Consider the following 22,333-nt stretch of genomic DNA (forward strand, 5'->3'; position numbering starts at 1 on the left):
ATAGTGATAAGGGGGTCTCAATGCGCGTTAAGTCCACATCAGGGGTGGTGTGAGGGGATGCTGGTCATCACATTCAATATCCGGGCGGGTTTGCCCCCGATCGCACGCACATTGTGGCCCATTGTGGAATCAATATAGATGCTCTCTCCGGCTTCCAGCCGGGTCGGCTCATAAAATTCCGTCAGTACTTCAATCGTGCCTTCCAGCACATAGATATATTCTTCCCCCTGATGGCGCAACAATTCGGGATTAAGATTGGCCTGAACCGTTATCACAGTGGGGACAAGTTTTCTATTTAGAAAATCCCAGGCATGATGTTCATAGATAGTCTGTTGGGTTTTTACCACATGGGCCTGCCCGGTTTTTGTGATGCTGCGCCGGCCTGTGATAACTGGGCCTTTGGGCATCGTCGGTTCGGATGGCGTGACCAGCTGCATGACATCAAGCCCCAGCGCATGGCTGACTTTCATCAGTTTCTGAATATTCAGGGACATCAAGCCGTTTTCCACCTTTGAGAGGGTAGAGACGGGGATGTCGGACATCTGGCTGAGTTTTTTCAGGGTCAGTTTGGCTTGTTTGCGTTTTTTACGAATACGGCTGCCCAAGCTTTCCGCCGAGGTGTCTGAAGGCCGTGTCGTTTCAGGAATTTTTGAAGCTGTGTCAGTCACTGGAATTCTCTAGCCGCGTTTCATTTCCACTGGTGTTAACATATTTCACTCAGAAAAAAAATCATATATGAAAATTTTTGGCTTTTGTCGTCTTTCTTTTACTGTTTTTGCCGCCCCGGATAGCTCACAACGGCACATGAGGTTTCATCGCGATATCCTTATGGTGGAGGGGGGCGCCTGCCGTCCAGTGTTGCAGCTGGACCTCAATTTCCGAAATGCTATGATCGTGATGATTAGTGGACTTGCGGAGATATGGTTGCAGCTGGACCTCAATTTCTGAAATGCTATGATATTATCCAGGGGGTCGAGTTTGATCGTCACGTTGCAGCTGGACCTCAATTTCTGAAATGCTATGATAGCCTCGAAATTCTTCAATGAGATGGTTGAGTTGCAGCTGGACCTCAATTTCTGAAATGCTATGATTGCGCGCCGACTGGGTCACCTTGGCGATGCGTTGCAGCTGGACCTCAATTTCTGAAATGCTATGATCTGAAGCCCGCAGGAACGGGCAGTTGTACTGTTGCAGCTGGACCTCAATTTCTGAAATGCTATGATTTCAGGCCGGGAATGCTTCTGCGTCTTTGCGTTGCAGCTGGACCTCAATTTCTGAAATGCTATGATGGACTCTGCCGGTTGGCGTGAACTCCTTGAGTTGCAGCTGGACCTCAATTTCTGAAATGCTATGATCTCGCACTTTGTTTCAATTCATAGTCTATCGTTGCAGCTGGACCTCAATTTCTGAAATGCTATGATCGTAAGCTGAAGTCGGGGTCGGGTCCCAGAGTTGCAGCTGGACCTCAATTTCTGAAATGCTATGATCCGCGCACAGGGTGTGGGTACAACCACTGCGTTGCAGCTGGACCTCAATTTCTGAAATGCTATGATTAGATAACGCCTCAGAAATCGCCTGGGTAGGTTGCAGCTGGACCTCAATTTCTGAAATGCTATGATCCGCGCACAGGGTGTGGGTACAACCACTGCGTTGCAGCTGGACCTCAATTTCTGAAATGCTATGATCCGCGCACAGGGTGTGGGTACAACCACTGCGTTGCAGCTGGACCTCAATTTCTGAAATGCTATGATCTCGTAATTGTCCTTCGTTCTGTTTAGTGGTTGCAGCTGGACCTCAATTTCTGAAATGCTATGATGTGTATGTATTTCAAAAGTGTCTTCATGCTGTTGCAGCTGGACCTCAATTTCTGAAATGCTATGATATTTCCCACACCGAGGCCGGCAGCGGTTCTGTTGCAGCTGGACCTCAATTTCTGAAATGCTATGATCCAGGGTGTCAGGATCACCAGAACATGCGGGTTGCAGCTGGACCTCAATTTCTGAAATGCTATGATCAGATAAGCCAGCATTAACAAGGAATGCTCGTTGCAGCTGGACCTCAATTTCTGAAATGCTATGATCGCAAGGAAAACAGTTTGGGCGGAGGCCCTGTTGCAGCTGGACCTCAATTTCTGAAATGCTATGATGGGTTCGAATGTGTCTCACTGTACCATAGGTTGCAGCTGGACCTCAATTTCTGAAATGCTATGATGGGGTGGGGCTCACACACATGTTTATCTGGTTGCAGCTGGACCTCAATTTCTGAAATGCTATGATCGGCGCAACCACAGAAACATTCACCACCGTGTTGCAGCTGGACCTCAATTTCTGAAATGCTATGATCAACCACAAGCCTTATGGTTTGAGGCTTGCGTTGCAGCTGGACCTCAATTTCTGAAATGCTATGATATTTTATGAACAGTCTCAGCAACCGCCACCGTTGCAGCTGGACCTCAATTTCTGAAATGCTATGATGTCTGTTGGGATCAGGTGCGGTCACGTTCCGTTGCAGCTGGACCTCAATTTCTGAAATGCTATGATGGAGGATAAGATGAATTATTATGATAGCGCGTTGCAGCTGGACCTCAATTTCTGAAATGCTATGATATCCAGATCTACATTAAGAAGGATTTTATGGTTGCAGCTGGACCTCAATTTCTGAAATGCTATGATATAGCCCCCATGCCAGAACCGCTGCCCAGAGTTGCAGCTGGACCTCAATTTCTGAAATGCTATGATACTTCGGCCTATGGTGAGTCAAGCCTATGTGTTGCAGCTGGACCTCAATTTCTGAAATGCTATGATAATTGACCGTGTCGGGATCACGGAGCTGAGGTTGCAGCTGGACCTCAATTTCTGAAATGCTATGATTGCCGGCAATGTTGCGAGCATACAGGTTTCGTTGCAGCTGGACCTCAATTTCTGAAATGCTATGATGCGTTCCGTAATTGACCACACACAAGCCGAGTTGCAGCTGGACCTCAATTTCTGAAATGCTATGATATTAAACGTAAACCATATTTTAATCCTGAAGTTGCAGCTGGACCTCAATTTCTGAAATGCTATGATCAAACATATTGCCAAGCAGGTTGCCGCCCTGTTGCAGCTGGACCTCAATTTCTGAAATGCTATGATCCCAAGTTCCTTGATATGCTTTATACCGCCGTTGCAGCTGGACCTCAATTTCTGAAATGCTATGATACGATGGTGGGAAACCTCTGAGAAATCAGAGGTTTTCTGCTGTTTGGCCTGATGAAAACAGCGCCGTTCGGTTTAAAACAGGATAAGCTGATCGGGATTTTTAAAGGCCGGATTCTGTTTTTTGCCTGTAAAGCTGATGATGTTTTCATACTGTTTATCCGTAAATGTCAGAATATTCACTTTACCATATTCCGGCAGATTTTGCTGTATTTTGCGGCAGTAGGTTTCAACTTTTTCCTTACTGCTGCAAAACCTTAAATATACGGAAAATTGGGACATCTCGAATCCCATATCCAAAAGAAAGTTCCGAAATTTACTGGCGGCTTTGCGCTGAGATATGGACATCACCGGCAGATCAAACATGACAGCCATCCACATGATACGGTACCCACTCAACTCCATTTTATCACCTCACCCCTTGATCCAGCGGCAAGGGAGCGCCCGGCAGAACCAACTGGTCTTTACCGTCCGCCAGAGATTGGGCCAGAGAGGAGGCAAGGCGCTCGACACAAACGGCAAGCGGGCTGACGCCAAGATCTGTTGTCATGTCCTGGCGGCCAATCCTGGCGAGATAGGCCTTGGTATCTTTATCCAGAACGATCTGATCATTGATCATTAAACGCCGAACCCGCAGATCGACAAGCGGCCGGAACGGCTCCATCAAATCATCCACCAGAGCCATCGCATTGTATTTATTGTGATGATGTAGGCCTATGGAAGGATGCAGCCCGGTGGCAGTTATCGCCCGGGCTGCCATGGCTCTCAGCACTGTATAGCCATAATTTAACAAGCTGTTGAGGCCCTCGGCGGACCGATCCCGTCTAAAATCCTTGCCGAAGAGCTGCAAAAAATACCGCCGGGCGGCCTGGGCTTCGATATTGTCCGGGTCGCCGGACCTGACGGATTTTTTGAGATTTCTGAGGCCGTCTGATTTAAGGTTCATGATGTCCAGGATATTGGCCTGATGATCAATCTTGCTTCGGACCAGGGTTTGCCATAACCGCTTTTGCAACGGTCTTCCGGCTTCGATTTGATGGCGAACGCGCCCACCCTGCTGATGATGTCCCTCCATCGGCCAGAGCCAGGCTTTCGGCATATGATTGGGGCCACAGATGACCATAATGGCTTTGCGATCGGACAGCGCGGTGACCAGGTTATTGGTATAGGTCAGGCCATGGGCGTTGATAATCAGGGCAGAAATGTCATCCAGCGCCACCCGGCCCACCTCTTCACCATGACATTCCACCCGAAGAAAGCCGCGCAGGGCGCTCAGGTGACGATCGTCTTCGGCGATTTCAACAATATGTCCCACCATGTCACGCGCCGTCTTTCGGATATCCAACCAGCCCTAGCTCATCGAGCCAGGCCTTGCGAATCCCATATTTTTGCAACGTTTCAGCCCCCATTTCTGTCATTTTAAAGGGGTCATCTTTATTGCGATGCCGTTGATCCACATTGCTTTCGTGATGTTCGGCCATGATCAGGGCACCTTTTGAGAACTTAATCACCTGCATCACTTTCCAGCCATTTTTCTCCTTTAACAGAACCATATCTTTTTTAAACAGACGCATGATTTTCCGGGCGGTGGGATGCTGCCGTTTCAGGGGGGAAATAAAATTGCCCTGGTTGGCGTCAAAAGTGGAAATAACCTCAGCTTTCCATTTGCCGTTGGGCAATTCATAGATGTCGTAACAGGCATTGGAATCGCCCTTATAACCTTTATAGGGAATGCCGTTTTTGTTCTTGATGGGTATGACGCGAAGTTTTTCCACAACCCGGACCCTGCGACAGCCGGTGTCTTTTGAATACCTGGCCAGCTCTGCGGAAAATTCCTTGTCCGAAAGCCCGTAAAGGCGGGTGAGGAGTTGTTCACGGATGACACGATCGCGGATGGTTTCAATTTTTCCTAACGACTTAAGCGACATTAGCGGTACCCGATGCACCACTTCCCGCACGCCTTTGGGATCAGGATCGCTGGCCAGGCCGTAAGCCGTATCATTATGCAGCGCCCCCTTCACATTGTGATCGGGGCGGTGGGAGACGATGACTTGGTCAAGCGCCGCCTTCAGGTCATCCCGAAAGGTGGGCCAGGGAACTGGCATGTCCACTACCAGTCGTTCAAGATCCTCTATTTCCGCCTGTCCGGCCTGGCGAGAGATGCTGTTCAGCATGCTGCGGTCCGTCACCCCGACTACGGCAGCGTCTATGGCGTGATGGCGATGATCGGTGCGGTCCTTCAAATTATGATCGCTCAGCAGATCGTTCAACCCCCACTTGCCGCGGAGCAGGGCGGTCAAGCGACCCGGGATCACCCAGACCTGATCACAGACATGGGTTAGATATTCCCGGGTCAGGCGGGACAGGTATTGTGTATCGGTCAAGGCCCGATCCAGAAAATCGCGCTCTTCATTCTCAAACCGCTCCATGGCATCAGGCCCGAAGCGCCAGCGTTTGTTATGGGGCAGGGCGGCTGCCCGCTCCAGAATGTCCGGCCAGTCCGGGCGATGCCCAAAGGCCTCATGGGGACTTTGATTGCCCTTGTTCCGGTTGGCGTCTCTGAAGGACAGAGTTTTATTCGCGATGCTGTTATCCAGGGTGCGGGAGAAGGGCAGGATATGTTCAATTTCCACCTGATCCGAGAACAGATTTTTTATGTTGATCCTTTTACCGCTGTAGGTGCAGCAGCGGTTAAAAGGGTCGTTCCGGTTCAGTTCTTCCCATAGTTTCAAGCGCAGGCGGTTTTCGCCGGTGTTGGGGAAGCCCTCCTTTGACAACAGGTCTTCATATCGTTCATTGCGCTCCCGGTTGAACTTCTGTTCTTTATTAATTTTATCTTTCTGTTTTTTATTGAGTTTTAATTCCCGCGCCAGTTCCACAATAATTTGCCGGGGTGGGCCGTATTTCTTGCAAATTTTGTTGACCAGATGGCGCAACTGATTCAGGCCGATATGGACGGTCGGATTGGGCACTCGGCCATACCGGACCTCATCCGGATCATCCGGGTTGCCGCTGCCGAACCCAACGTGGCGTTCCATCAGTTTGCCGTAATACTCCAGTTCAGGTTTGATTTCATGGGCGTCAAAGGAAGAATGGTCATATCCCAAGGAACGGGCGGCTTGGGCATAGGTAATGACTTGTTTTTTCATCACCTCGACAATATCCCGCATGGCGGTGGGGCCGAGGCTGGCGTGACCGTCCGGCAGGAATGCCCGGCTTGTCTTTTCCGCCTGTTCCGCGTCAAGGCCGCAGTCCCGAACCAGCCAGTCGATCATGACGGCTTCATTCTGTTCCGTCAGCAGCTTGTCGACAATCTCGCTTTGGCGATCAAAGGGGAGGGCGGCCCACTTGTCGCCAAAACGGTCTTTTTTACGCAATATCTCGGCGGTTTCATCGCCTTTCAGGTATTTACGGTTGTCTTGTTCCAGATTAAATTCACAGTCCGGCGTCAGCTTCAACGCTTTTCTGATCTGGGTGAAGGTCATTTTGGCTTTTGTCTTCAACGCATAAGCCAAAAGATCCCGTTGCTCCAAGGTCAGTTCATGCTGCGTCGGGTCATGGCCGACGGTATATTTCAAATTGTTCAGTTCCTGATAGATTCGGAATTCTTGCGCCAGCGGCATGGCCCGGGCGACTCTTTCCTCCCAACTGTTGAAGACGCAGCGGCCGGGCTGGACGGGCTTTAGATAGCGCTGGAAAAAGATCACGTCCTTGAGTCGGGCGTAATTTTCATCCGTCAGCAGGGCGGGATGATATTTTTTCTGCGCCCGCCATAAGGCGTCGAACTCGGCCTCATACATGGCGCGGGACGGGTAAAAGTCATAGAGTTCCTTTTCCTTGCCGTCGATGACATGCGTGGTCCGGCGCACCCGCACGGATTGCTGCTTTTTATGGCGCTGATAGAGCCATTCGCCCAGGGTGCGCGGCTTTTCCTCGGGGGAGGGGGCATCCGGATCACCAAGCTGTTGTTTAAGGCTTTTTACGCCCTGATTGATGAGGCCGCTGTCACTGTCCTTGCTGTCTGTTTTGCGATTGCTTTGAAAGCCGCGCCGCTGGTTGAGATGAAACAGCGCCCGGCCCAGATGATGGGGATGAAGCTCTTCGTCCAGCCCCCGGGCGCGCAAGGCGTAAGGGTCGAGCTGTTCTAGGTCGCGGCGGCTACGCCAGTCCGGGGGAAACAGCCCGGCTTCGGTCAGGGCCCGCATGACTTTCTGGCGGCGGCGCAGATATCGGTCCCGGCGGCGTCGGGCTGACCGGGCGAGGCGGCGGTCCACGGCCAGGGAGGCTTTGCCCTTGTTGGGTCGGCGGCCGTCGGAAAAGATCCGCACCCCCGCCCGGAGAATGCCGACGGGTCTGTTATTCTCATTCAGTTCATAAAGACACCAACCGATAGAGGTGGTGCCGATGTCCAATCCCAGGCGCGTTGGTTTATATGTCATTGTCATATCCCCCAAATTATTATCGATGTGCCAAATTTATATACAAAGAGTACATAATTTCAGCTTATGGCTGCAAGAGTAAAAAAAGAATGGCGAAATGTTCAAGAAGCCACCACCAAGCCGGACTTGTAAAAAGGAGCTGGATCTGGGCGAATATGTTTGAGGGGGCATTGGAGCAGTTGTCATTGGCGCCTTGGCGAGGCCGGCGTTGGGTCAGGGGGACAGTTTTCTGAAATTTCTCACCTCCCGATCCAATTGTATGGATGTCAAGCTCAACAGATAGATGAAAAGAAAAGGCTTTCATGTCATATCGCCTTCATTAGGAGAGGCAAAAAAGCACTCCCCATATATATCTCCCCATATATATTATACGCCAAACATATCATGCTATAATATGAGTGTCCATAAAATTACCTTCTTAAACAACACAGCCTTGACTAAAAATTTTTTACGCAGTACTCTTCTAACACAAACAATGTTGACATTTTGAAGGTGTCTGTGTTGTTTAGTTGCAGCCGGGCCTCAATTTCTGAAGTCTGCGAATTGGGTCGGGGCCACAGAGCCAAACCCGACATATGGCGTTTCTGCCTTGACAATATATTGGCGAGTTGGTTACAGTTCTCTCACTTAATAGTATTTCAGAAATTGAGGTCTGGATGTTAACAAGCTTCTGTTTGTAACAGAAAGACAGCACAAGATTAAAAGGCGGGCTCCGGCCTGCCTTTTTTATGGCCTTTTATATCAGAATGACATACCAGCCAGATCAAATTTACGGGGAGATTGGCGCACCCGAGAGGATTCGAACCTCTGGCCTCTGCCTTCGGAGGGCAGCGCTCTATCCAGCTGAGCTACGGGTGCTTCGTCGTTATCCGGGGCCGCTGTTGGGTCCCGTTCGGACAGGATGGGCGGAGACTACTTAAAAATATTCCCGAGTGCAACGGTAAATTTACCGGAGGGAATAAATTTATGCGCCGGAGGCCTTTCCCGCTCTGCGTTTCCTATATCCCGCCCTATCTCCGCCTTATAATATCCAAGTATCTCAGGGGGAAGGGAGCTTTGGTTTCTCCATAAAAAAACGGCCCCCCTGCGTGGGAGGCCGCCTGAAATGATCTGAAATGGTCTCAGAACTGGCTGGAAATTTTCCCCCAGTCCGCGACGATGTTATTCCCGATTGCCGAGGAAACGCAACAGGAACAGGAACATGTTGATGAAGTCGAGATAGAGCGCCAGAGCGCCCATGATGGCCTTTTTCTTTGCCGTTTCCTCATGATCATCTTCCAGATACATCAGTTTGATTTTCTGGGTGTCATAAGCGGTCAGTCCCGCGAAAATCAGCACCCCGGCCACGGAAATCACAAATTCCATAGCGGAAGACTGCATGAAGATATTCACGATTGAGGCGATGATCAGCCCAAACAGCCCCATAATCAGGAAAGAGCCCATCCCGCTGAGATTCTTTTTCGTGGTGTAGCCGAACAGGCTGAGTGCGCCGAAGGCGGCGGCAGTCACGAAAAAGGTGCGGGCGATACTGGCGCCTGTATACATCAGCAGCACCGACGACAGGGACATGCCCAGAAGTCCGGCATAGACCCAGAAGATCGCCTGCGCGGTGGAAGCCTGCAGATGATTGATGCGGAAGCTCAGAAAAAACACCAGCGCCAGCGGCGCAAAGACAATAATCAGACCCGGCAGGCTATAGCCGATCTCGCCGGCGGGACCCGTGGCATACATCAGGTTGAACAAGGCCGGGACGTGGGCGGTTACATAGGCGGCAAGCCCGGTCAGCACCAGCGCCGAAGCCATATAATTGTACACAGTCAGCATATAGCTGCGCAAACCCTCGTCAACTTCGGCCGCGGTACGCGCCCCGGTGGTTGGAGAATAGCGAGTGTTATAGTCTACCATTGAGTCTATCCCTAGTCAGTTTAATCAGTTGTTTGGCCCAAATCAGTTGTTTGGTTGTGAGTTCCATACTTTGTCGTGATCATATATTGGCATAAGCCGTATGAATTTCAAGAGAAAGCGGTGCGCCGGTGGCGAAAGAGTGATGTTCTGAAAAAAGCGGACCTCTGCGGGGTTACAACCCATGGGTGCGGCGGAGGTGATTTAACAGGCCACGTGCCCCGCGGTCCACGATGTCGAAAACCCGCTCGAAACCTTCCGGGCCGCCAAAATAGGGGTCCGGGACTTCGGTAATGCCGGGGCAGTCTTCAGCAAAACTCATGAACAGGTGGAGCTTGTCGTGATAGCGGCTGTGGCTCATGCGTTTGAGGTGTTTGAGGTTTTCCCGGTCCATGGCCAGAAGATAGTCAAAATCCGCAAAATCCTGCATCGAGACCTGGCGCGCGCGCAAGTCGCGCAGGTCCACCCCGTAGTGCAGGGCAATCTTCGTGGCGCGCGGGTCGGGGCGTTCGCCCACATGATATCCGCTGGTGCCCGCCGAATCGATGTACAGGTGATGCAAAAGTCCGTCTTGGATGCCCGCCTCATTGACATGTTTGCGAAACACACCCTCGGCAGTGGGGGAACGACAGATATTGCCCATACATACAAATAGGACTTTCAGCATCGGTAAAAATATCCTTCAAAGATGGCCCTAACTGGCCCATAGTTATATAGAGATTGGTGGGCAAAGCTCAAGATACAACACTGTTTTTTGATCTGGTTCCAGAAAAGGGAAGTCACGCCGGGATGACGGATATATTGAGGACACATACAAAAGTGCCGAAAAATAGAAAATGGAACGTTAGGCGCATCGTAATCCTGACCGGATCGGGCATTTCTGCGGAATCCGGCCTGCATACCTTTCGCGACAAGGGGGGGCTGTGGGAAAAATACGACCTGATGGAACTGGCGACGCCGGAGGCTTTTGCGCGCAACCCGGCGCGGGTGCATGAATTCTATAATCTGCGCCGGGCCGGACTGAGGGAGGTGAGTCCCAATGCCGCCCATGAGGCGCTGGTGCGCCTCGAACGAGAGTTTCCCGGGGACGTGTTCCTGATTACCCAGAATGTGGATGACCTGCATGAACGGGCAGGCAGCCGCACCCTGTATCATATGCATGGCGAACTATGCAAAATTCGCTGTACAGTTTGTGGCGTGGTGAAAAACTGGTCCCGGGAGTTGACAGTGACAACGCCGTGCCCGGCCTGCGACACCAGCGGAACATTGCGTCCCCATATTGTCTGGTTCGGGGAGGTGCCATTTTATATGACGGAAATTGAGGCTTTGCTCAGGGAATGCGACCTGTTTTTATCCATTGGTACCTCGGGGACGGTGTATCCGGCTGCGGGGTTTGCGGCCCGGGCAAAGGCGGGCGGGGCCCGCACGGTGGAACTGAATCTGGAGCCGTCCCAAGGGCAGGGAACGGAGCGGGAGGTGGATCAGGGAGAGCTGTTTGATGAAGGATATTATGGTCCGGCGACACGGGTTGTCCCGGCCTTTGTGGATGAATTGTTGAAGGAGACGACGGAATGAAACTGACGGATGCGGAAATTAGGGAAGCGCTGGCGGAACTGCCGGGCTGGAGCCTTGCCGGGGCCCGCGAAGCGATCAGCCGGACCTATAAGTTTGAGGACTTCAATCAGGCCTTCGGTTTTATGGCCCATGTGGCGCTCAAGGCGGAACGGATGAATCACCATCCTGAATGGTTTAATGTCTATAACCGAGTGGACGTGACGCTTACCACACATGACGCCGGCGGACTGACCCTGAATGACATCAAGTTGGCGCGTTATATGAACCATGCGGCCAGCCGGTATTTGAGGGAATAAAAAATAACCCGAATAAAAATGGCCCCAAAAAGGGGCCAGAATTTTACAGAATTTCACAGAATTTCACAGGGGGGCGGCTTATTTGGGCGCCATACGCAGGGCTCCGTCAAGGCGAATAGTCTCCCCATTCAGCATGCGGTTTTCGATAATATGCCGGGCGAGAGCGGCATATTCTTCGGGTTTGCCCAGACGGCTGGGGAACGGCACGCTGGCACCGAGGGAATCCTGCACTTCCTGCGGCAGGCCGAGCAACATGGGCGTGCCGAAAATGCCGGGGGCGATGGTGCAGATGCGGATGCCCAGCTTGGACAGGTCCCGGGCAATGGGCAGGGTCATACCGGCAATGGCGGCCTTGGATGAGGCATAGGCCACCTGGCCGATCTGGCCGTCAAAGGCGGCAATGGAGGCGGTGTTGACAATCACGCCGCGTTCGCCGTCTTCCAGGGCCTTGAGCCCGGCCATGCGGGCGGCAGCCAAGCGCAGTGTGTTGAAACTGCCAATCAGATTGACTTCAATGACTTTTTTATACAGCGCCAGGTCATGGGGGACATTGTCCCGGCCGACAGTTTTCTGGGCAGGGGCAATGCCGGCACAGTTGACCAGGATGCGCGCCTCGCCGTGCGCTGCGGCGGCCTGATCCAGGGCGGCGATGACGCTGTCTTCCGACGCGACATCCACCTCGAAAAACTTGCCCCCGATATCTTTGGCGACCTGTTCGCCACCTTCCCGGTTCAGATCGAAAACGGAAACCTTTGCGCCGCGGGCCGCAAGATCCCGGGCGACGGCTTCGCCAAGCCCGGAGGCGGCCCCGGTAACGATGGCGGCCATATCTTTAATATCCATGTTATCCCTCTTTCAAGATCTACTGTTGCAGCTGATATGTTACTCGTTGGTAACCCGTATAACTCATCATGATGAAATTGTCGAGCTATAGTTTTGGCCGTTTATTGCAACGGGTCAGGAGGAGTGCGCGGGGGCAATTGGGTGCGGGAAAGCCGGCTCTGCCGCCAGGCAATAAACAGGGTGGACAGGATAATCACTGCCGTGCCGGCCCAGGTGTAAGAATCCGGAACTTCGCCGAACGCCACATACCCAACCAAGGCGACAAATACGATGCGCAGATAATCAAACGGGGCGACAAGGGTGGCTTCCCCGTAGTGGTAGGCCCGTATAATGCAGTATTGGGTGAATCCTGAGGTGGCGGCCAGTCCCAGAAGCCATAATAGATTTTCCCCGGTTGGCGTAATCCAGTTCAGCAGGGCAAAGGGCAGGCACACTATAACCAGCGCCATATTGCCATAGATCATCATGGTGCCCACCCGGTCGGTCTTGGTCAGCTTCTTGGTAATGATGGCATTGACGGAGGAGGCGATGGTTGCCGCCAGCAGAAACATCATGGCTGGGTGGGTTCCGCTGCCGGGTCTGAGGATGATCAAAATACCCAAAAACCCGGCAAACGTGGCCAGCGTGCGGGGCAAGCGCACTGCTTCCCCAAGAAACAGGGCGGCCAGCACCACCAGAAACAGCGGGCGTGTAAACTGCATGGCGGTCACCTGGACCAGTGGCAGATACATGATGGCGGTGAAATTGGCCATTACAATCACACACATCAGCAAACTGCGGGTGGCAATCAGCCCGGGCCGGGCAGGTTTCAGAAGGGCGGGGCTGAATTGTCGGGACAGCAGCACGGCCAACAGAACAATGACCGCAGAGCGCAAGAACACAACTTCGAAAATGCCAAGGGATTGACCCGTCTTGCGGATGAATATTGTGCCTGCCGCCATGTTGACACCGGCCAGTATCATAAAAAGAATGCCAGTCAGATTATGGCGTGCGGTTTGGTCCTGTATCCCGTTCACAGCCTTTCTCCCGGGGTTCGGGCGCAGATTCCCTCGCAGACTTCCCCGCTGATTTCCCTGCTGTGTGGCCTTGTCTTGTCTGTGGCCTTGTCGGGGGCGGCGGAAGCCTTGTTCCGCAGACGTTCGCGATGGGCCGCATACAGGGCGCTGCCGGCAATAAGGGAGGCCCCGATCCAAGTATAGATATCGGTTGCTTCATCAAAAAACAAATAGCCGATCAGAGCCGAAAAAATCAGTCGGGAGAAATCAAAGGGCATCAGCGCGCTGGCTTCGGCTTCGCTAAAGGCTTTGCTCATGCAGATCTGGGCAATACTGGCCAAGCCGCCGATCAGAACCAGGACCATCAGCTGCCCGGGACCAGGCCAGGTCCAGACCGGCAAGGCAAACACAAATGTAACAGGCAGCGCACAAAGCAGGGCATAGGCAGTGATCACATGGGGTTTTTCGGTGCGGGCCAGAAACCGCACACAAATGGTGGTAACGGCAATGGTGATGGCTGACAGCAGCGCAGCGACGGTGCCGCTGTTGATGGCCATCTGGCCCGGCCGCAGCAGCACCAGCATGCCGATGAACCCAAATAGAATGGCAAAAATACGTGGCAGGCGGATTTTTTCCCCAAGCACCAGCACGGCACCTATGGTGGCAAAAATCGGGGCCGCAAAGCTGTAGGACATGACGTCTGCGAGCGGGATCACGGTCACAGCGTAAAAGGTGCATATAATGGTGAATGAAGAAGCCAGTCCCCGCAGCAAGTGGATGCCAGGTTTTCGGGTTTTCAGGCCCTCTCTCAGCCCGGTTGTGCGGAAAAATGGCAGCATGATCAGCAAGGCGATCACAGTGCGATAAAAAGCGGTTAAAAAAGGATGTACATCATCGGACACATAACGGATCAGCCCGCCCATGACGGAAAAACTCAGGCAGCTGATCAGCATGTATAGGGTGCCGAGCGGAACATTGTTTTTTTGCGGCGGGATGATGGTCATGCGGGATACAATCCGGGGTTTGGCTTCTGGTGGCCGGTTTCGGGGCGCGGGAATTTAACCCTACTGTTTGTCCCGTATTTTGTCAAAATCACAATTTGCTTTGATTGGCCTGATGCCTTTTGCGATTTTCCCGGTACACCACATAGACGGAACTGCCCAGAATGATCAGGCCGCCCAGATAGGTCAGACCGTCCAGCGCATCTGTGAATAAGAAATATCCTATCAGGGAAGCAAAGATCAGTCGGGTGAAATCCACGGGCAACAACGCCGTCATGTCGGCTTTGGATAAGGCGCCGGCTAGGCAGAAATGCGCCAGACCGGAACATAATCCCATAAACAGCAGCAAAGGTATCTGATCCCAGCGGGGCCATTGCCAGTAAAACAGCGCGATGAAAAAACTGATGGGCAGCCCGAACAAATATCCGTAAAGAGTCACGATGCCCGGATGGTCCCGGCGGGTGAGAATCTTGATGGTAATCAATGTCCCGGCAAAGGCGGCCGCGGAAGCCAGTGCCGCCAGCATGCCGGCATTGATGTCCTGAAATCCGGGACGCAGCAGAATCAGCACACCTGTGAAACCGCAGGCCACGCCAAGCAGGCGCGGCAGGCGGATGGCCTCGCCCAGGAATATGGCGGCGAGAAGAGTTGCAAACAAGGGAGCGGCGTAACTGTAGGCGACGGCGTCGGCGAGCGGGATATGACTCACAGCGTAGAAGGCGCCAAAAACCGAAGTAATATTTAAAACCGCCCGGAGCAGATAGAGGGGGCGGGGGGCGGCCCGGATGGTGCCAAGATCCAATTTGCAGAGACTTGGGAGAATAAATAACAACCCAAACAAGGTGCGATAAAAAACCAGCACAAAGGGGTGCAGATCCATTGACAACTGCCGAACAGAAACCCACAGTAGAGCATAAAAGAGGGCATAGCCGAGCATCAAAGTCAGGGCAACGCCATAGGCGCGTTTTGGGGGAGCAAGCGGCGACATGACCGTAACAGAACCTGTTGTTGGTGCGGGATCAGGATGAGATCCCTACTATCCGTTTTTTTGTCAAAAAGTCAAAAACTCAAAGAAACTAAAGAGTATACATGATGTATTGAGTATATATAAATCATGTTATAATCGTATAATACTAATATTATACTCATAAAATATTGACTTTTTAGGGGTTCTCTTATATATTGTGTTCGTTAGGCGCTTCTGTCACAATTGCGTGTGGGTGGCATAAAGGAAAACAGGAATGCCCGACGCGGACGAGGAACAGCCCAACCCTTTTGGGGGGTGGAGGGAGTTTGAAGGCCCGGACCGGCCTTTGGACGGGATGACGCGAGAGCCTGAGGAAGTGTCGGCGGAGGGTCCATCCGATTCTGTAACTAAAGAAATTCTGCGAATTCTTTTTGGAAGAGCTCCCCGCGCACAAAACGCAAGACGGCAAAAGGCGGGCTACAGATTGGGACGGGAGATACGACGAGTGCTGTTCGATGATTGGATATGAGGTGTTTTGCCAATGAAGCGATATCAGATTGACATGACGCCGGCGGGGGTGAAGCGGCTTGAGGAACTGAAAGCGGCAATTGACGCCACTTCCAACAAGGATTTGTTTGATGAGGCGCTGACCCTTCTGGATTGGGCGGTCACCCAGGTGCAGAACGGGCGCATTATTGCGTCCATTGATGAAAAGAAGAACAGTTTTCGCGAATTGTCCATGCCGGGACTGGAAAAGGCCCGGCGTATGGCGCGCGAAACGGGAACAGAAGCCGAAACCTCCGCAACGGCGGTGGCGGAACGCTGACCGGAACGGGAAGCCGGCTTGAGATATAATTTTTTTCGGCATGTAATTTTATCTTTCCCCTCTAGGGGGCATCAGGGGAGGGTGCCATAAAGGCGACGACGCAAACGGAAGAAGCCTCGAAAATCAGACGAGAGCCGGAGACGGATGTGCCTTCGGGGCAGTGGCGGCATCATCTCTACCATGTGGGGGTGTCCTATGCCCCGCTGGCGATACTTCTGGCCTTGTGGATGGGGGTAAGCCTGTTTGTCTTTCTGCTGGCGCTGGGAAGCGGCGCGCTCACAGGGCTGTGGTTGTTCTTCGTTCCGCTAATCATTGCCACGCTGGTTGTTTTGCTTTTTCGCCGACGCACGGTCAGCCGCATTCTCATTGGGGCGGGCTGTGCGCTGCTGCTGGCCCCGTCCGTCGGGTCTGTGGCGGTGCCGTTTGCGATTTTTGAAATCCAGTGGGGACAGGTGATCTTTCGCCTCGGCAATACGGAGGTTTCCTGGGGCTGGTCCATGATGCTGCTTGATCTGCTGGTCACGATAACCTTGTATTTTTTTGTTGTCAGACACATGTTTGCCTTTGCTTCGGGTTGGCGTCGCGAACATGAGTCCAATTTTCCTGAGAAAGCCTCATAACCTAAAAACATTATAAAAGGACATCGGGATATGCGTTGACATCTCCCTTTTTGTTATTGGCCTCCCTTTTTGTTATGAGCAATGAGTGGCGCGTTGTTATGAGCACCATATTTTCCCGGGGCACGCGGCAAGTCAGTTTCGCAAACGAAAACATCCCTCCCGAAAACCGGAAGGGATGTTTTTGTATGAAGTCTTGAATGCCTTTACAGGGCCTTGACTACATGGCCTTGACGATATCCTCGACCATTTTTTTGGCGTCGGCAAAAAGCATCATGGTATTGTCCCGGAAAAACAGCTCGTTTTCCACGCCCGCATAACCGGAGCCGAGAGAGCGTTTGACGAACAGGACCGTTCCGGCACTTTCCACATCCAGCACCGGCATGCCGAAAATGGGGCTGGACGGATCGGTCTTGGCGGCCGGGTTGGTCACGTCGTTGGCGCCGATGACAAAGGCCACGTCGGTCTGACTGAACTGGCTGTTGATATCTTCTAGCTCAAATACTTCGTCATAAGGGACATCCGCCTCGGCCAGCAGCACGTTCATATGTCCTGGCATGCGCCCGGCGACCGGATGGATGGCGTAGGAGACCTTAACCCCTTCTTCCTTCAGAATATCAGCCATTTCCTTCAGCGCATGCTGCGCCTTGGCTACGGCCATGCCGTATCCCGGCACGATAATGACGGAGCCGGCATTTTTCAGAATGAAGGCGGCATCTTCGGCGCTGCCCTGCTTGACCGGGCGCTCTTCGCTGCCGCCGGTCCCGGCGGGGCCGCTTTCGCCGCCAAAACCGCCCAGGATTACGCTGAGAAACGCCCGGTTCATGCCTTTACACATGATGTAGCTCAGGATTGCGCCGGAGGATCCGACCAGCGCCCCGGTAACGATCAGCGCATTGTTGCCAAGTGTAAACCCGATTCCTGCCGCGGCCCAGCCGGAATAGCTGTTGAGCATGCTGACCACCACCGGCATGTCGGCACCGCCAATGGGAATGATGATCAGGAAACCGATGATGAAGCTCAGTGCCATGACATACCATAACAGATGCCCACCGCCGCTGGCTGCGCCTTCACTGAGCGCGAACGCCACAATGAGGCCGATAATCGCCAGACCGAGGGCGCCATTGATCACATGCCGCCCCGGCAGAATGATTGGTTTGCCGGACATGTTGCCATTCAGCTTGGCGAAGGCAATGACAGAACCGGAAAAGGTGATCGCCCCAATGGCCGCGCCAAGCGCCATTTCGATGCGGCTGGCCATATAGATGTTGCCGGCAAAATCGGTGATCCCGAAACTGTGTGGTTCGCTGAAGGCGGCGCCGGCCACCAGCACGGCAGCCAGTCCCACCAGGGAGTGAAAGGCGGCCACCAGCTGCGGCATGGCGGTCATGGGGATACGCCGGGCAATCACCAGGCCAACAGCCCCGCCCGCAATGAGGGCAATGATAATCCAGTTATAGCTGACAATTTCCGGATGAAGCACGGTGGTGATGATGGCGATGGCCATGCCGAGCATGCCATAGGTGTTGCCCTTGCGGGAAGTTTCCGGGGAGGACAGCCCCCTGAGTGAGAGGATAAACAAAACCCCGGCTACCAGATAAGCGAGAGCGGTCAGGTCCGCAACCATTTGTTCAGACATTCTTTAAAACTCCCTCTATTTTTTCTGCCCGACCGCATCATCGGAAGCGGGTTTTTCTTTTTTCTTATACATGGCCAGCATGCGCTGGGTGACAGCAAAACCGCCAAAAATATTGACGGCTGCCAGCGCAACGGCGATCGTGCCCAGAATTTTGGCCAGACTTATTTCTTCGGGTCCGGCGGCAATTAATGCTCCCACGATAATGACGGAGGAAATGGCGTTGGTCACTGACATAAGAGGGGTATGCAGGGCGGGGGTCACACTCCACACCACATAATATCCCACAAAAATCGCCAGCACGAACAAGGAAAGCTGGGACAGAAACGGGCTGGCATGGGCCGTTTGGGTGGCGAGGTCCGCCATTTGCTGTAACTTTTCCATTAGTTCCCTCCTTTTGTGATATTTGCCGAAAGGTCAGCCGAAAAGTCAGGGTGGACAATCTGGCCCTCTCTGGTCAGAAGGATGCCGGTGATAATTTCATCCTCCCAGTTGATGTTGAGAGTTTTGCTGTCCTTATCAACCAAGGGAGTGATGAAGTTCAGCAGGTTTTTGGCAAACAGGGCGCTGGCGTCTGCTGCCAGCCGGCTGGGCATGTTTAGGTGGCCGACAATCTTTACCCCGTTCACCTCGATGATTTCGCCGGGTTTGCTGAGAGCGCAGTTGCCGCCCTGTTCCACCGCCAGGTCCACAATCACGCTTCCCGGTTTCATGCTGTGCACCATCTCTTCGGTGATCAGCAGAGGCGCCGGTCGGCCCGGGATCAGGGCCGTGGTGATGGCGATATCCTGCTTTTTCAGGGTTTCGGCAATGAGTTTCGCCTGTTTCTGTTTATAGGCGTCGCTCATTTCCTTGGCATAACCGCCGGTGGTCTCTGCCTCGCGGGCTTCTTCGTCATCGACCATGACAAATTTCCCGCCCAGGCTTTCCACCTGTTCCTTGGCGGCTAGGCGCACATCCGTGGCCGAAATAATGGCGCCCAGGCGCTTGGCGGTGGCTATGGCCTGTAGACCGGCCACGCCGGCCCCCATCACCATCACCTTGGCCGGCGCCACAGTCCCCGCGGCGGTCATCATCATGGGAAAGGCCCGACCATATTCATACGCCGCGTCGATTACTGCGCGGTAACCGGCCAGATTGGACTGACTGGACAGGATATCCATGCTCTGGGCCCGGGTGATGCGCGGCATCAATTCCATCGCATAGGCGTCGATCCGGCCCTTGGCATAAAGTTCAAGGCTGTCTTTGGCGGTATAGGGGGAAAGAGAGGCCACCAGCATGGCCCCCGGTTTAATCAGCGCGACTTCATCCAGATCGCCCTCGCCGGGGCCAAGCGGGCGTTGTACCTTGAAAATGACATCTGCGTCCCTGTAGGTCTGTTCCGCATCCACGGCAATGCTGGCTCCGGCCGCCTCATAAGCCGCATCAGGAATGCTGCTGCCGTCTCCGGCGCCTTTCTCGACAGTCACCGTAAAGCCAAGCTCGATGAGTTTTTTTACGGTATCAGGGGTTGCTGCCACGCGTCGTTCCCGGGCGCGTCTTTCCTTTGGTACTGCTAGTTTCATGCCGACGTTCCTGTGTTTTTAGTGGTTGTTTTTATCCGTTGAATTTCCGGACTCCTGAAACAAGGGCGGGCTTCCCCAATGTCAGGTCATGTCGGATTCCCTCCCAAGGGCCGTTCCTGGTGTGCATCTCATCGAGTCAATCTCATTGCAATTCACTCTCACTGGCCACTATGTGTCATAGCGTATTTTTTTGTTTTTGTTTTTCACGTTGTTTCAAGTTTTGTTGACCGCTCGGGCTTTTCTAACAAAACAGCCAAAAAAACCAGCGGCCCGGTCCCCAAAGATGGTTTCTAGAGTGAATTTTGAAGAGGTTGGCTTAATTCTGTTGGCGGATTGCGGCCCGCCTCACGCGGAAGACGCTGCCGGGCGATGCGGGGCATCGGGCCAGGCGTCTGACCCAGGCGTCTGACAAAGTGAGCGGCCCCAAGCCGCCAACCCAAAGGGCCGGGGCGGTCTGGCCCAGTTCCTGCGGGATTTGGCTGGGCCGTACCGCCAGTATGACCTGCACCAAATCCCTAGCTCCTGAACCAGACCTGACCGGCAGAACGGGTCAACCTCTTCAAAATTCACTCTAGTGTAGTCGAAAATTTTAATGCTGCAACGCAAAATGTAAATTATTTTCAATTTTTTGCATCGCAGCATTAGATTATTGCAGCTGGTCAATATAGTCCGAGATCATATTCAGCCCCGTGGACCAGAATGCCGGGTCAGAGGCATCAAGCCCGAAAGGCGCCAGCAATTCGCGATGATGTTTCGAGCCACCGGCTTTGAGCATGTCGATATATTTTGCTTCGAACCCTTCGGGGTGTTCCAGGTAGGTGGCATAAAGCGAATTCACCAGGCAGTCGCCAAAAGCATAGGCATAGACATAGAAGGGAGAGTGGATGAAATGGGGGATATAACACCAGAAATGCCGGTAGGCGTCATCAAAATGAAAAACCTCGCCCAGGCTTTCCTTTTGCACAGCCATCCAGATTTCACTCAAATCATCGGCGGAAAGTTCTTTGTCCTTGCGGGCGGTATGGACCCGGATCTCAAAGTCATAGAAGGCAATCTGGCGGATGACCGTATTGAGCATGTCTTCCACCTTGCCGGCCATCAAACGTTTGCGGCGTTTGTCGTCCTGTTCCTGATCAAGCAGCGACTGGAAGGTCAGCATCTCGCCAAAGACGCTGGCGGTTTCTGCAAGAGTAAGCGGGGTGGCGGCCAGCAGTTCGCCCTGCTGGGCGGCGAGGACCTGATGCACCCCGTGGCCGAGTTCATGAGCCAGTGTCATGACGTCCCGGCTTTTGCCCAGATAGTTCAGCAGCAGATACGGGTGAACGGCAGGTACGGTGGGGTGGGCGAAGGCGCCGGGGGCCTTCCCGGGCCGGACGGGGGCGTCAATCCAGGCATTGTCAAAGAAAGTGCGGCCGATTTCCGCAAGCTGTGGAGAGAATCGTCCATAGGCATCAAGCACGATGGTTGTGGCCTCATCCCACTGGTACAGCTTGTCATCGTCCCCGGGCAGCGGGGCATTACGGTCCCACCAGTCCAGCTTGTCCCGGCCGAACCATTGGGCTTTCAGCGCGTAATAGCGATGGGACAGTTTGGGGTAGGCGTCTTTCACGGCGTGGACCAAGGCGTCCACCACTTCCTGTTCCACCCGATTGGACAGGTGCCGTTCGGTGGCTGGAGTCTCATAGTTCCGCCAGCGGTCTTCAATTTCCTTGTCCTTGGCCAGCGTGTTGGTGATCAGGGTGAACAGGCGGATGTTTTGATCAAAGGTCGTATGCAGCGCCTCGGCGGCCGCCTTGCGGGCCGCACCGTCACGGCTGCTTAGATGATCCAGGCACGCCTCAAGGCCCAACTGTTGGACCACGCCGCTTTCCGGATCTTTGAAGTCGAACTGAAGCGCCGCCATCGTCTCATCAAACAGGCGGTTCCAGGCAGCCCGCCCGGTAACGGATTTTTCGTGCAGCAGCTGTTCCAGGTCATCACTTAGCTGATAGGGACGATATTGGCGGATGGTCTCAAACCAGGGCTTGTAACGGGCCAGCGCCGTGGACTCTTGAAACCAGTTTTCGAGGGTATCATCTGCCAGGCGATTGATTTCGAGGGTAAAGAACAATATCGTCGTGCCTATCCGGTTCAGTTTTTCCTGCGTCGTCTGATAGAACTGGCTGATTTTGCCGTCTGTCATATCTTGCGCATGCAGCAAACCGGCATAACTATAGATCCGGCCTATCAGTTCCTGCATCCGTTCATAGGTTTTGACGGCCTCCAGCATGGTGGAGGCCTTCAGTTCCGCCACCCGGCCTTTATAATGCTCGGCGAACTCTTTCGATATGTCTTCCAGCATGGCGTAATCCTGATGCAGTTTTTCGCTGTCCATGGCCGGATAAAGATCCTTAAGATCCCACCGGGGAAGAAGCTCGGTATTCAGTGTTTGTGAAGATGAAGGCATGCTTTATTTCCGCTTTTTTTCTCGTAAA

The 22,333-nt window shown here is 53.3% G+C and carries 19 protein-coding genes, 1 tRNA gene and 1 CRISPR repeat array; of the genes, 4 read left to right on the forward strand and 16 right to left on the reverse strand.

The features are described 5' to 3' along the window. Nucleotides 1-38 precede the first annotated feature (38 nt). The 7 genes from FE788_RS04790 to FE788_RS04820 form a co-directional block, all read right to left on the reverse strand. The gene (locus FE788_RS04790) at nucleotides 39-668 is read right to left on the reverse strand and encodes a helix-turn-helix domain-containing protein (protein WP_138379573.1); all 630 of its coding nucleotides are present in this window, start codon (nucleotides 666-668) and stop codon (nucleotides 39-41) included. Between the two features lie 189 nt (nucleotides 669-857). Continuing rightward, a CRISPR array of direct repeats spans nucleotides 858-3,200; the repeat unit is 36 nt; unit sequence GTTGCAGCTGGACCTCAATTTCTGAAATGCTATGAT. Nucleotides 3,201-3,272: 72 nt separating this feature from the next. Then, nucleotides 3,273-3,602, reverse strand: coding sequence for a CRISPR-associated endonuclease Cas2 (gene cas2, locus FE788_RS04795; protein WP_210414138.1), 330 nt, complete (start codon nucleotides 3,600-3,602; stop codon nucleotides 3,273-3,275). Between the two features lie 4 nt (nucleotides 3,603-3,606). Beyond that, the gene (gene cas1, locus FE788_RS04800; RefSeq protein ID WP_138379574.1) at nucleotides 3,607-4,515 is read right to left on the reverse strand and encodes a type II CRISPR-associated endonuclease Cas1; all 909 of its coding nucleotides are present in this window, start codon (nucleotides 4,513-4,515) and stop codon (nucleotides 3,607-3,609) included. A 1-nt stretch (nucleotide 4,516) separates the two neighbouring features. After that, nucleotides 4,517-7,636 (reverse strand): type II CRISPR RNA-guided endonuclease Cas9, encoded by a 3,120-nt coding sequence (gene cas9 / locus FE788_RS04805; protein ID WP_168190271.1) that lies wholly within the window; start codon nucleotides 7,634-7,636, stop codon nucleotides 4,517-4,519. A 781-nt stretch (nucleotides 7,637-8,417) separates the two neighbouring features. Further along, nucleotides 8,418-8,494, reverse strand: a tRNA-Arg gene (locus FE788_RS04810). A 303-nt stretch (nucleotides 8,495-8,797) separates the two neighbouring features. Continuing rightward, a complete protein-coding gene (locus FE788_RS04815; protein WP_168190272.1) occupies nucleotides 8,798-9,541 on the reverse strand; it encodes a Bax inhibitor-1/YccA family protein in 744 nt (247 codons plus the stop codon). Nucleotides 9,542-9,713: 172 nt separating this feature from the next. Further along, the gene (locus FE788_RS04820) at nucleotides 9,714-10,205 is read right to left on the reverse strand and encodes a low molecular weight protein-tyrosine-phosphatase (RefSeq protein WP_138379577.1); all 492 of its coding nucleotides are present in this window, start codon (nucleotides 10,203-10,205) and stop codon (nucleotides 9,714-9,716) included. Between the two features lie 152 nt (nucleotides 10,206-10,357). Between FE788_RS04820 and FE788_RS04825 the strand changes: the two genes are divergently transcribed. Beyond that, entirely contained in the window at nucleotides 10,358-11,113 is a 756-nt protein-coding gene (locus tag FE788_RS04825; RefSeq protein ID WP_246057973.1) for an NAD-dependent deacylase, read from the forward strand. Further along, nucleotides 11,110-11,409 carry a 4a-hydroxytetrahydrobiopterin dehydratase gene (locus FE788_RS04830; RefSeq protein WP_138379579.1) on the forward strand — a complete coding sequence of 100 codons (300 nt, stop codon included), beginning with the start codon at nucleotides 11,110-11,112 and terminating at the stop codon, nucleotides 11,407-11,409. Before FE788_RS04825 ends, FE788_RS04830 begins: the two co-directional genes overlap by 4 nt. A gap of 78 nt (nucleotides 11,410-11,487) precedes the next feature. On the opposite strand, the gene FE788_RS04835 is transcribed toward FE788_RS04830, so the two are convergent. The 4 genes from FE788_RS04835 to FE788_RS04850 form a co-directional block, all read right to left on the reverse strand. Beyond that, nucleotides 11,488-12,252, reverse strand: a complete 765-nt coding sequence (locus tag FE788_RS04835; protein ID WP_138379580.1) for a 3-hydroxyacyl-CoA dehydrogenase — start codon at nucleotides 12,250-12,252, stop codon at nucleotides 11,488-11,490. Nucleotides 12,253-12,353: 101 nt separating this feature from the next. After that, nucleotides 12,354-13,268 (reverse strand): DMT family transporter, encoded by a 915-nt coding sequence (locus FE788_RS04840; protein ID WP_138379581.1) that lies wholly within the window; start codon nucleotides 13,266-13,268, stop codon nucleotides 12,354-12,356. Next, nucleotides 13,265-14,251, reverse strand: coding sequence for a DMT family transporter (locus FE788_RS04845; RefSeq protein ID WP_138379582.1), 987 nt, complete (start codon nucleotides 14,249-14,251; stop codon nucleotides 13,265-13,267). The genes FE788_RS04840 and FE788_RS04845 overlap by 4 nt, the downstream gene beginning before the upstream one ends. Before the next feature lie 88 nt (nucleotides 14,252-14,339). Further along, nucleotides 14,340-15,236 (reverse strand): DMT family transporter, encoded by an 897-nt coding sequence (locus FE788_RS04850; RefSeq protein ID WP_138379583.1) that lies wholly within the window; start codon nucleotides 15,234-15,236, stop codon nucleotides 14,340-14,342. A gap of 520 nt (nucleotides 15,237-15,756) precedes the next feature. Here FE788_RS04850 and FE788_RS04855 point away from each other — a divergent pair. Both FE788_RS04855 and FE788_RS04860 read left to right on the forward strand, forming a co-directional pair. Beyond that, a complete protein-coding gene (locus tag FE788_RS04855; protein WP_138379584.1) occupies nucleotides 15,757-16,041 on the forward strand; it encodes a hypothetical protein in 285 nt (94 codons plus the stop codon). Nucleotides 16,042-16,187: 146 nt separating this feature from the next. Further along, nucleotides 16,188-16,661: a hypothetical protein gene (locus tag FE788_RS04860; RefSeq protein ID WP_138379585.1), complete on the forward strand. Its 474-nt coding sequence runs from the start codon at nucleotides 16,188-16,190 to the stop codon at nucleotides 16,659-16,661. Nucleotides 16,662-16,878: 217 nt separating this feature from the next. Here FE788_RS04860 and FE788_RS04865 read toward each other — a convergent pair whose 3' ends face one another. The 5 genes from FE788_RS04865 to FE788_RS04885 all read right to left on the reverse strand — a co-directional run bounded on the left by FE788_RS04865 (nucleotide 16,879) and on the right by FE788_RS04885 (nucleotide 22,305). Continuing rightward, a complete protein-coding gene (locus FE788_RS04865) occupies nucleotides 16,879-18,285 on the reverse strand; it encodes an NAD(P)(+) transhydrogenase (Re/Si-specific) subunit beta (protein ID WP_138381290.1) in 1,407 nt (468 codons plus the stop codon). A gap of 27 nt (nucleotides 18,286-18,312) precedes the next feature. Next, nucleotides 18,313-18,678 carry an NAD(P) transhydrogenase subunit alpha part 2 gene (locus tag FE788_RS04870; RefSeq protein ID WP_246057975.1) on the reverse strand — a complete coding sequence of 122 codons (366 nt, stop codon included), beginning with the start codon at nucleotides 18,676-18,678 and terminating at the stop codon, nucleotides 18,313-18,315. Continuing rightward, complete coding sequence (locus FE788_RS04875) at nucleotides 18,678-19,859, reverse strand: Re/Si-specific NAD(P)(+) transhydrogenase subunit alpha (protein ID WP_138379586.1); 1,182 nt, start codon at nucleotides 19,857-19,859, stop codon at nucleotides 18,678-18,680. Before FE788_RS04875 ends, FE788_RS04870 begins: the two co-directional genes overlap by 1 nt. 316 nt (nucleotides 19,860-20,175) lie before the next feature. Next, a complete protein-coding gene (locus FE788_RS04880) occupies nucleotides 20,176-20,367 on the reverse strand; it encodes a hypothetical protein (RefSeq protein WP_138379587.1) in 192 nt (63 codons plus the stop codon). Between the two features lie 138 nt (nucleotides 20,368-20,505). Further along, nucleotides 20,506-22,305 (reverse strand): M3 family oligoendopeptidase, encoded by a 1,800-nt coding sequence (locus FE788_RS04885; RefSeq protein ID WP_138379588.1) that lies wholly within the window; start codon nucleotides 22,303-22,305, stop codon nucleotides 20,506-20,508. Nucleotides 22,306-22,333 lie beyond the last annotated feature (28 nt).

Source organism: Luteithermobacter gelatinilyticus (genome assembly GCF_005849285.1).
In the GTDB taxonomy this organism is placed as follows: Bacteria; Pseudomonadota; Alphaproteobacteria; order Sphingomonadales; family Emcibacteraceae; genus Luteithermobacter; species Luteithermobacter gelatinilyticus.

What these genes read in the sequence shown, in the direction of transcription:
- cas2 (WP_210414138.1), bottom strand. Translation starts at nt 3,602, where the DNA reads ATGGAGTTGAGTGGGTACCGTATCATGTGGATGGCTGTCATGTTTGAT.
- cas1 (WP_138379574.1), bottom strand. Translation starts at nt 4,515, where the DNA reads ATGGTGGGACATATTGTTGAAATCGCCGAAGACGATCGTCACCTGAGC.
- cas9 (WP_168190271.1), bottom strand. Translation starts at nt 7,636, where the DNA reads ATGACATATAAACCAACGCGCCTGGGATTGGACATCGGCACCACCTCT.
- FE788_RS04815 (WP_168190272.1), bottom strand. Translation starts at nt 9,541, where the DNA reads ATGGTAGACTATAACACTCGCTATTCTCCAACCACCGGGGCGCGTACC.
- FE788_RS04820 (WP_138379577.1), bottom strand. Translation starts at nt 10,205, where the DNA reads ATGCTGAAAGTCCTATTTGTATGTATGGGCAATATCTGTCGTTCCCCC.
- FE788_RS04830 (WP_138379579.1), top strand. Translation starts at nt 11,110, where the DNA reads ATGAAACTGACGGATGCGGAAATTAGGGAAGCGCTGGCGGAACTGCCG.
- FE788_RS04835 (WP_138379580.1), bottom strand. Translation starts at nt 12,252, where the DNA reads ATGGATATTAAAGATATGGCCGCCATCGTTACCGGGGCCGCCTCCGGG.
- FE788_RS04845 (WP_138379582.1), bottom strand. Translation starts at nt 14,251, where the DNA reads ATGACCATCATCCCGCCGCAAAAAAACAATGTTCCGCTCGGCACCCTA.
- FE788_RS04850 (WP_138379583.1), bottom strand. Translation starts at nt 15,236, where the DNA reads ATGTCGCCGCTTGCTCCCCCAAAACGCGCCTATGGCGTTGCCCTGACT.
- FE788_RS04855 (WP_138379584.1), top strand. Translation starts at nt 15,757, where the DNA reads ATGAAGCGATATCAGATTGACATGACGCCGGCGGGGGTGAAGCGGCTT.
- FE788_RS04865 (WP_138381290.1), bottom strand. Translation starts at nt 18,285, where the DNA reads ATGGTTGCGGACCTGACCGCTCTCGCTTATCTGGTAGCCGGGGTTTTG.
- FE788_RS04870 (WP_246057975.1), bottom strand. Translation starts at nt 18,678, where the DNA reads ATGGAAAAGTTACAGCAAATGGCGGACCTCGCCACCCAAACGGCCCAT.
- FE788_RS04875 (WP_138379586.1), bottom strand. Translation starts at nt 19,859, where the DNA reads ATGAAACTAGCAGTACCAAAGGAAAGACGCGCCCGGGAACGACGCGTG.
- FE788_RS04885 (WP_138379588.1), bottom strand. Translation starts at nt 22,305, where the DNA reads ATGCCTTCATCTTCACAAACACTGAATACCGAGCTTCTTCCCCGGTGG.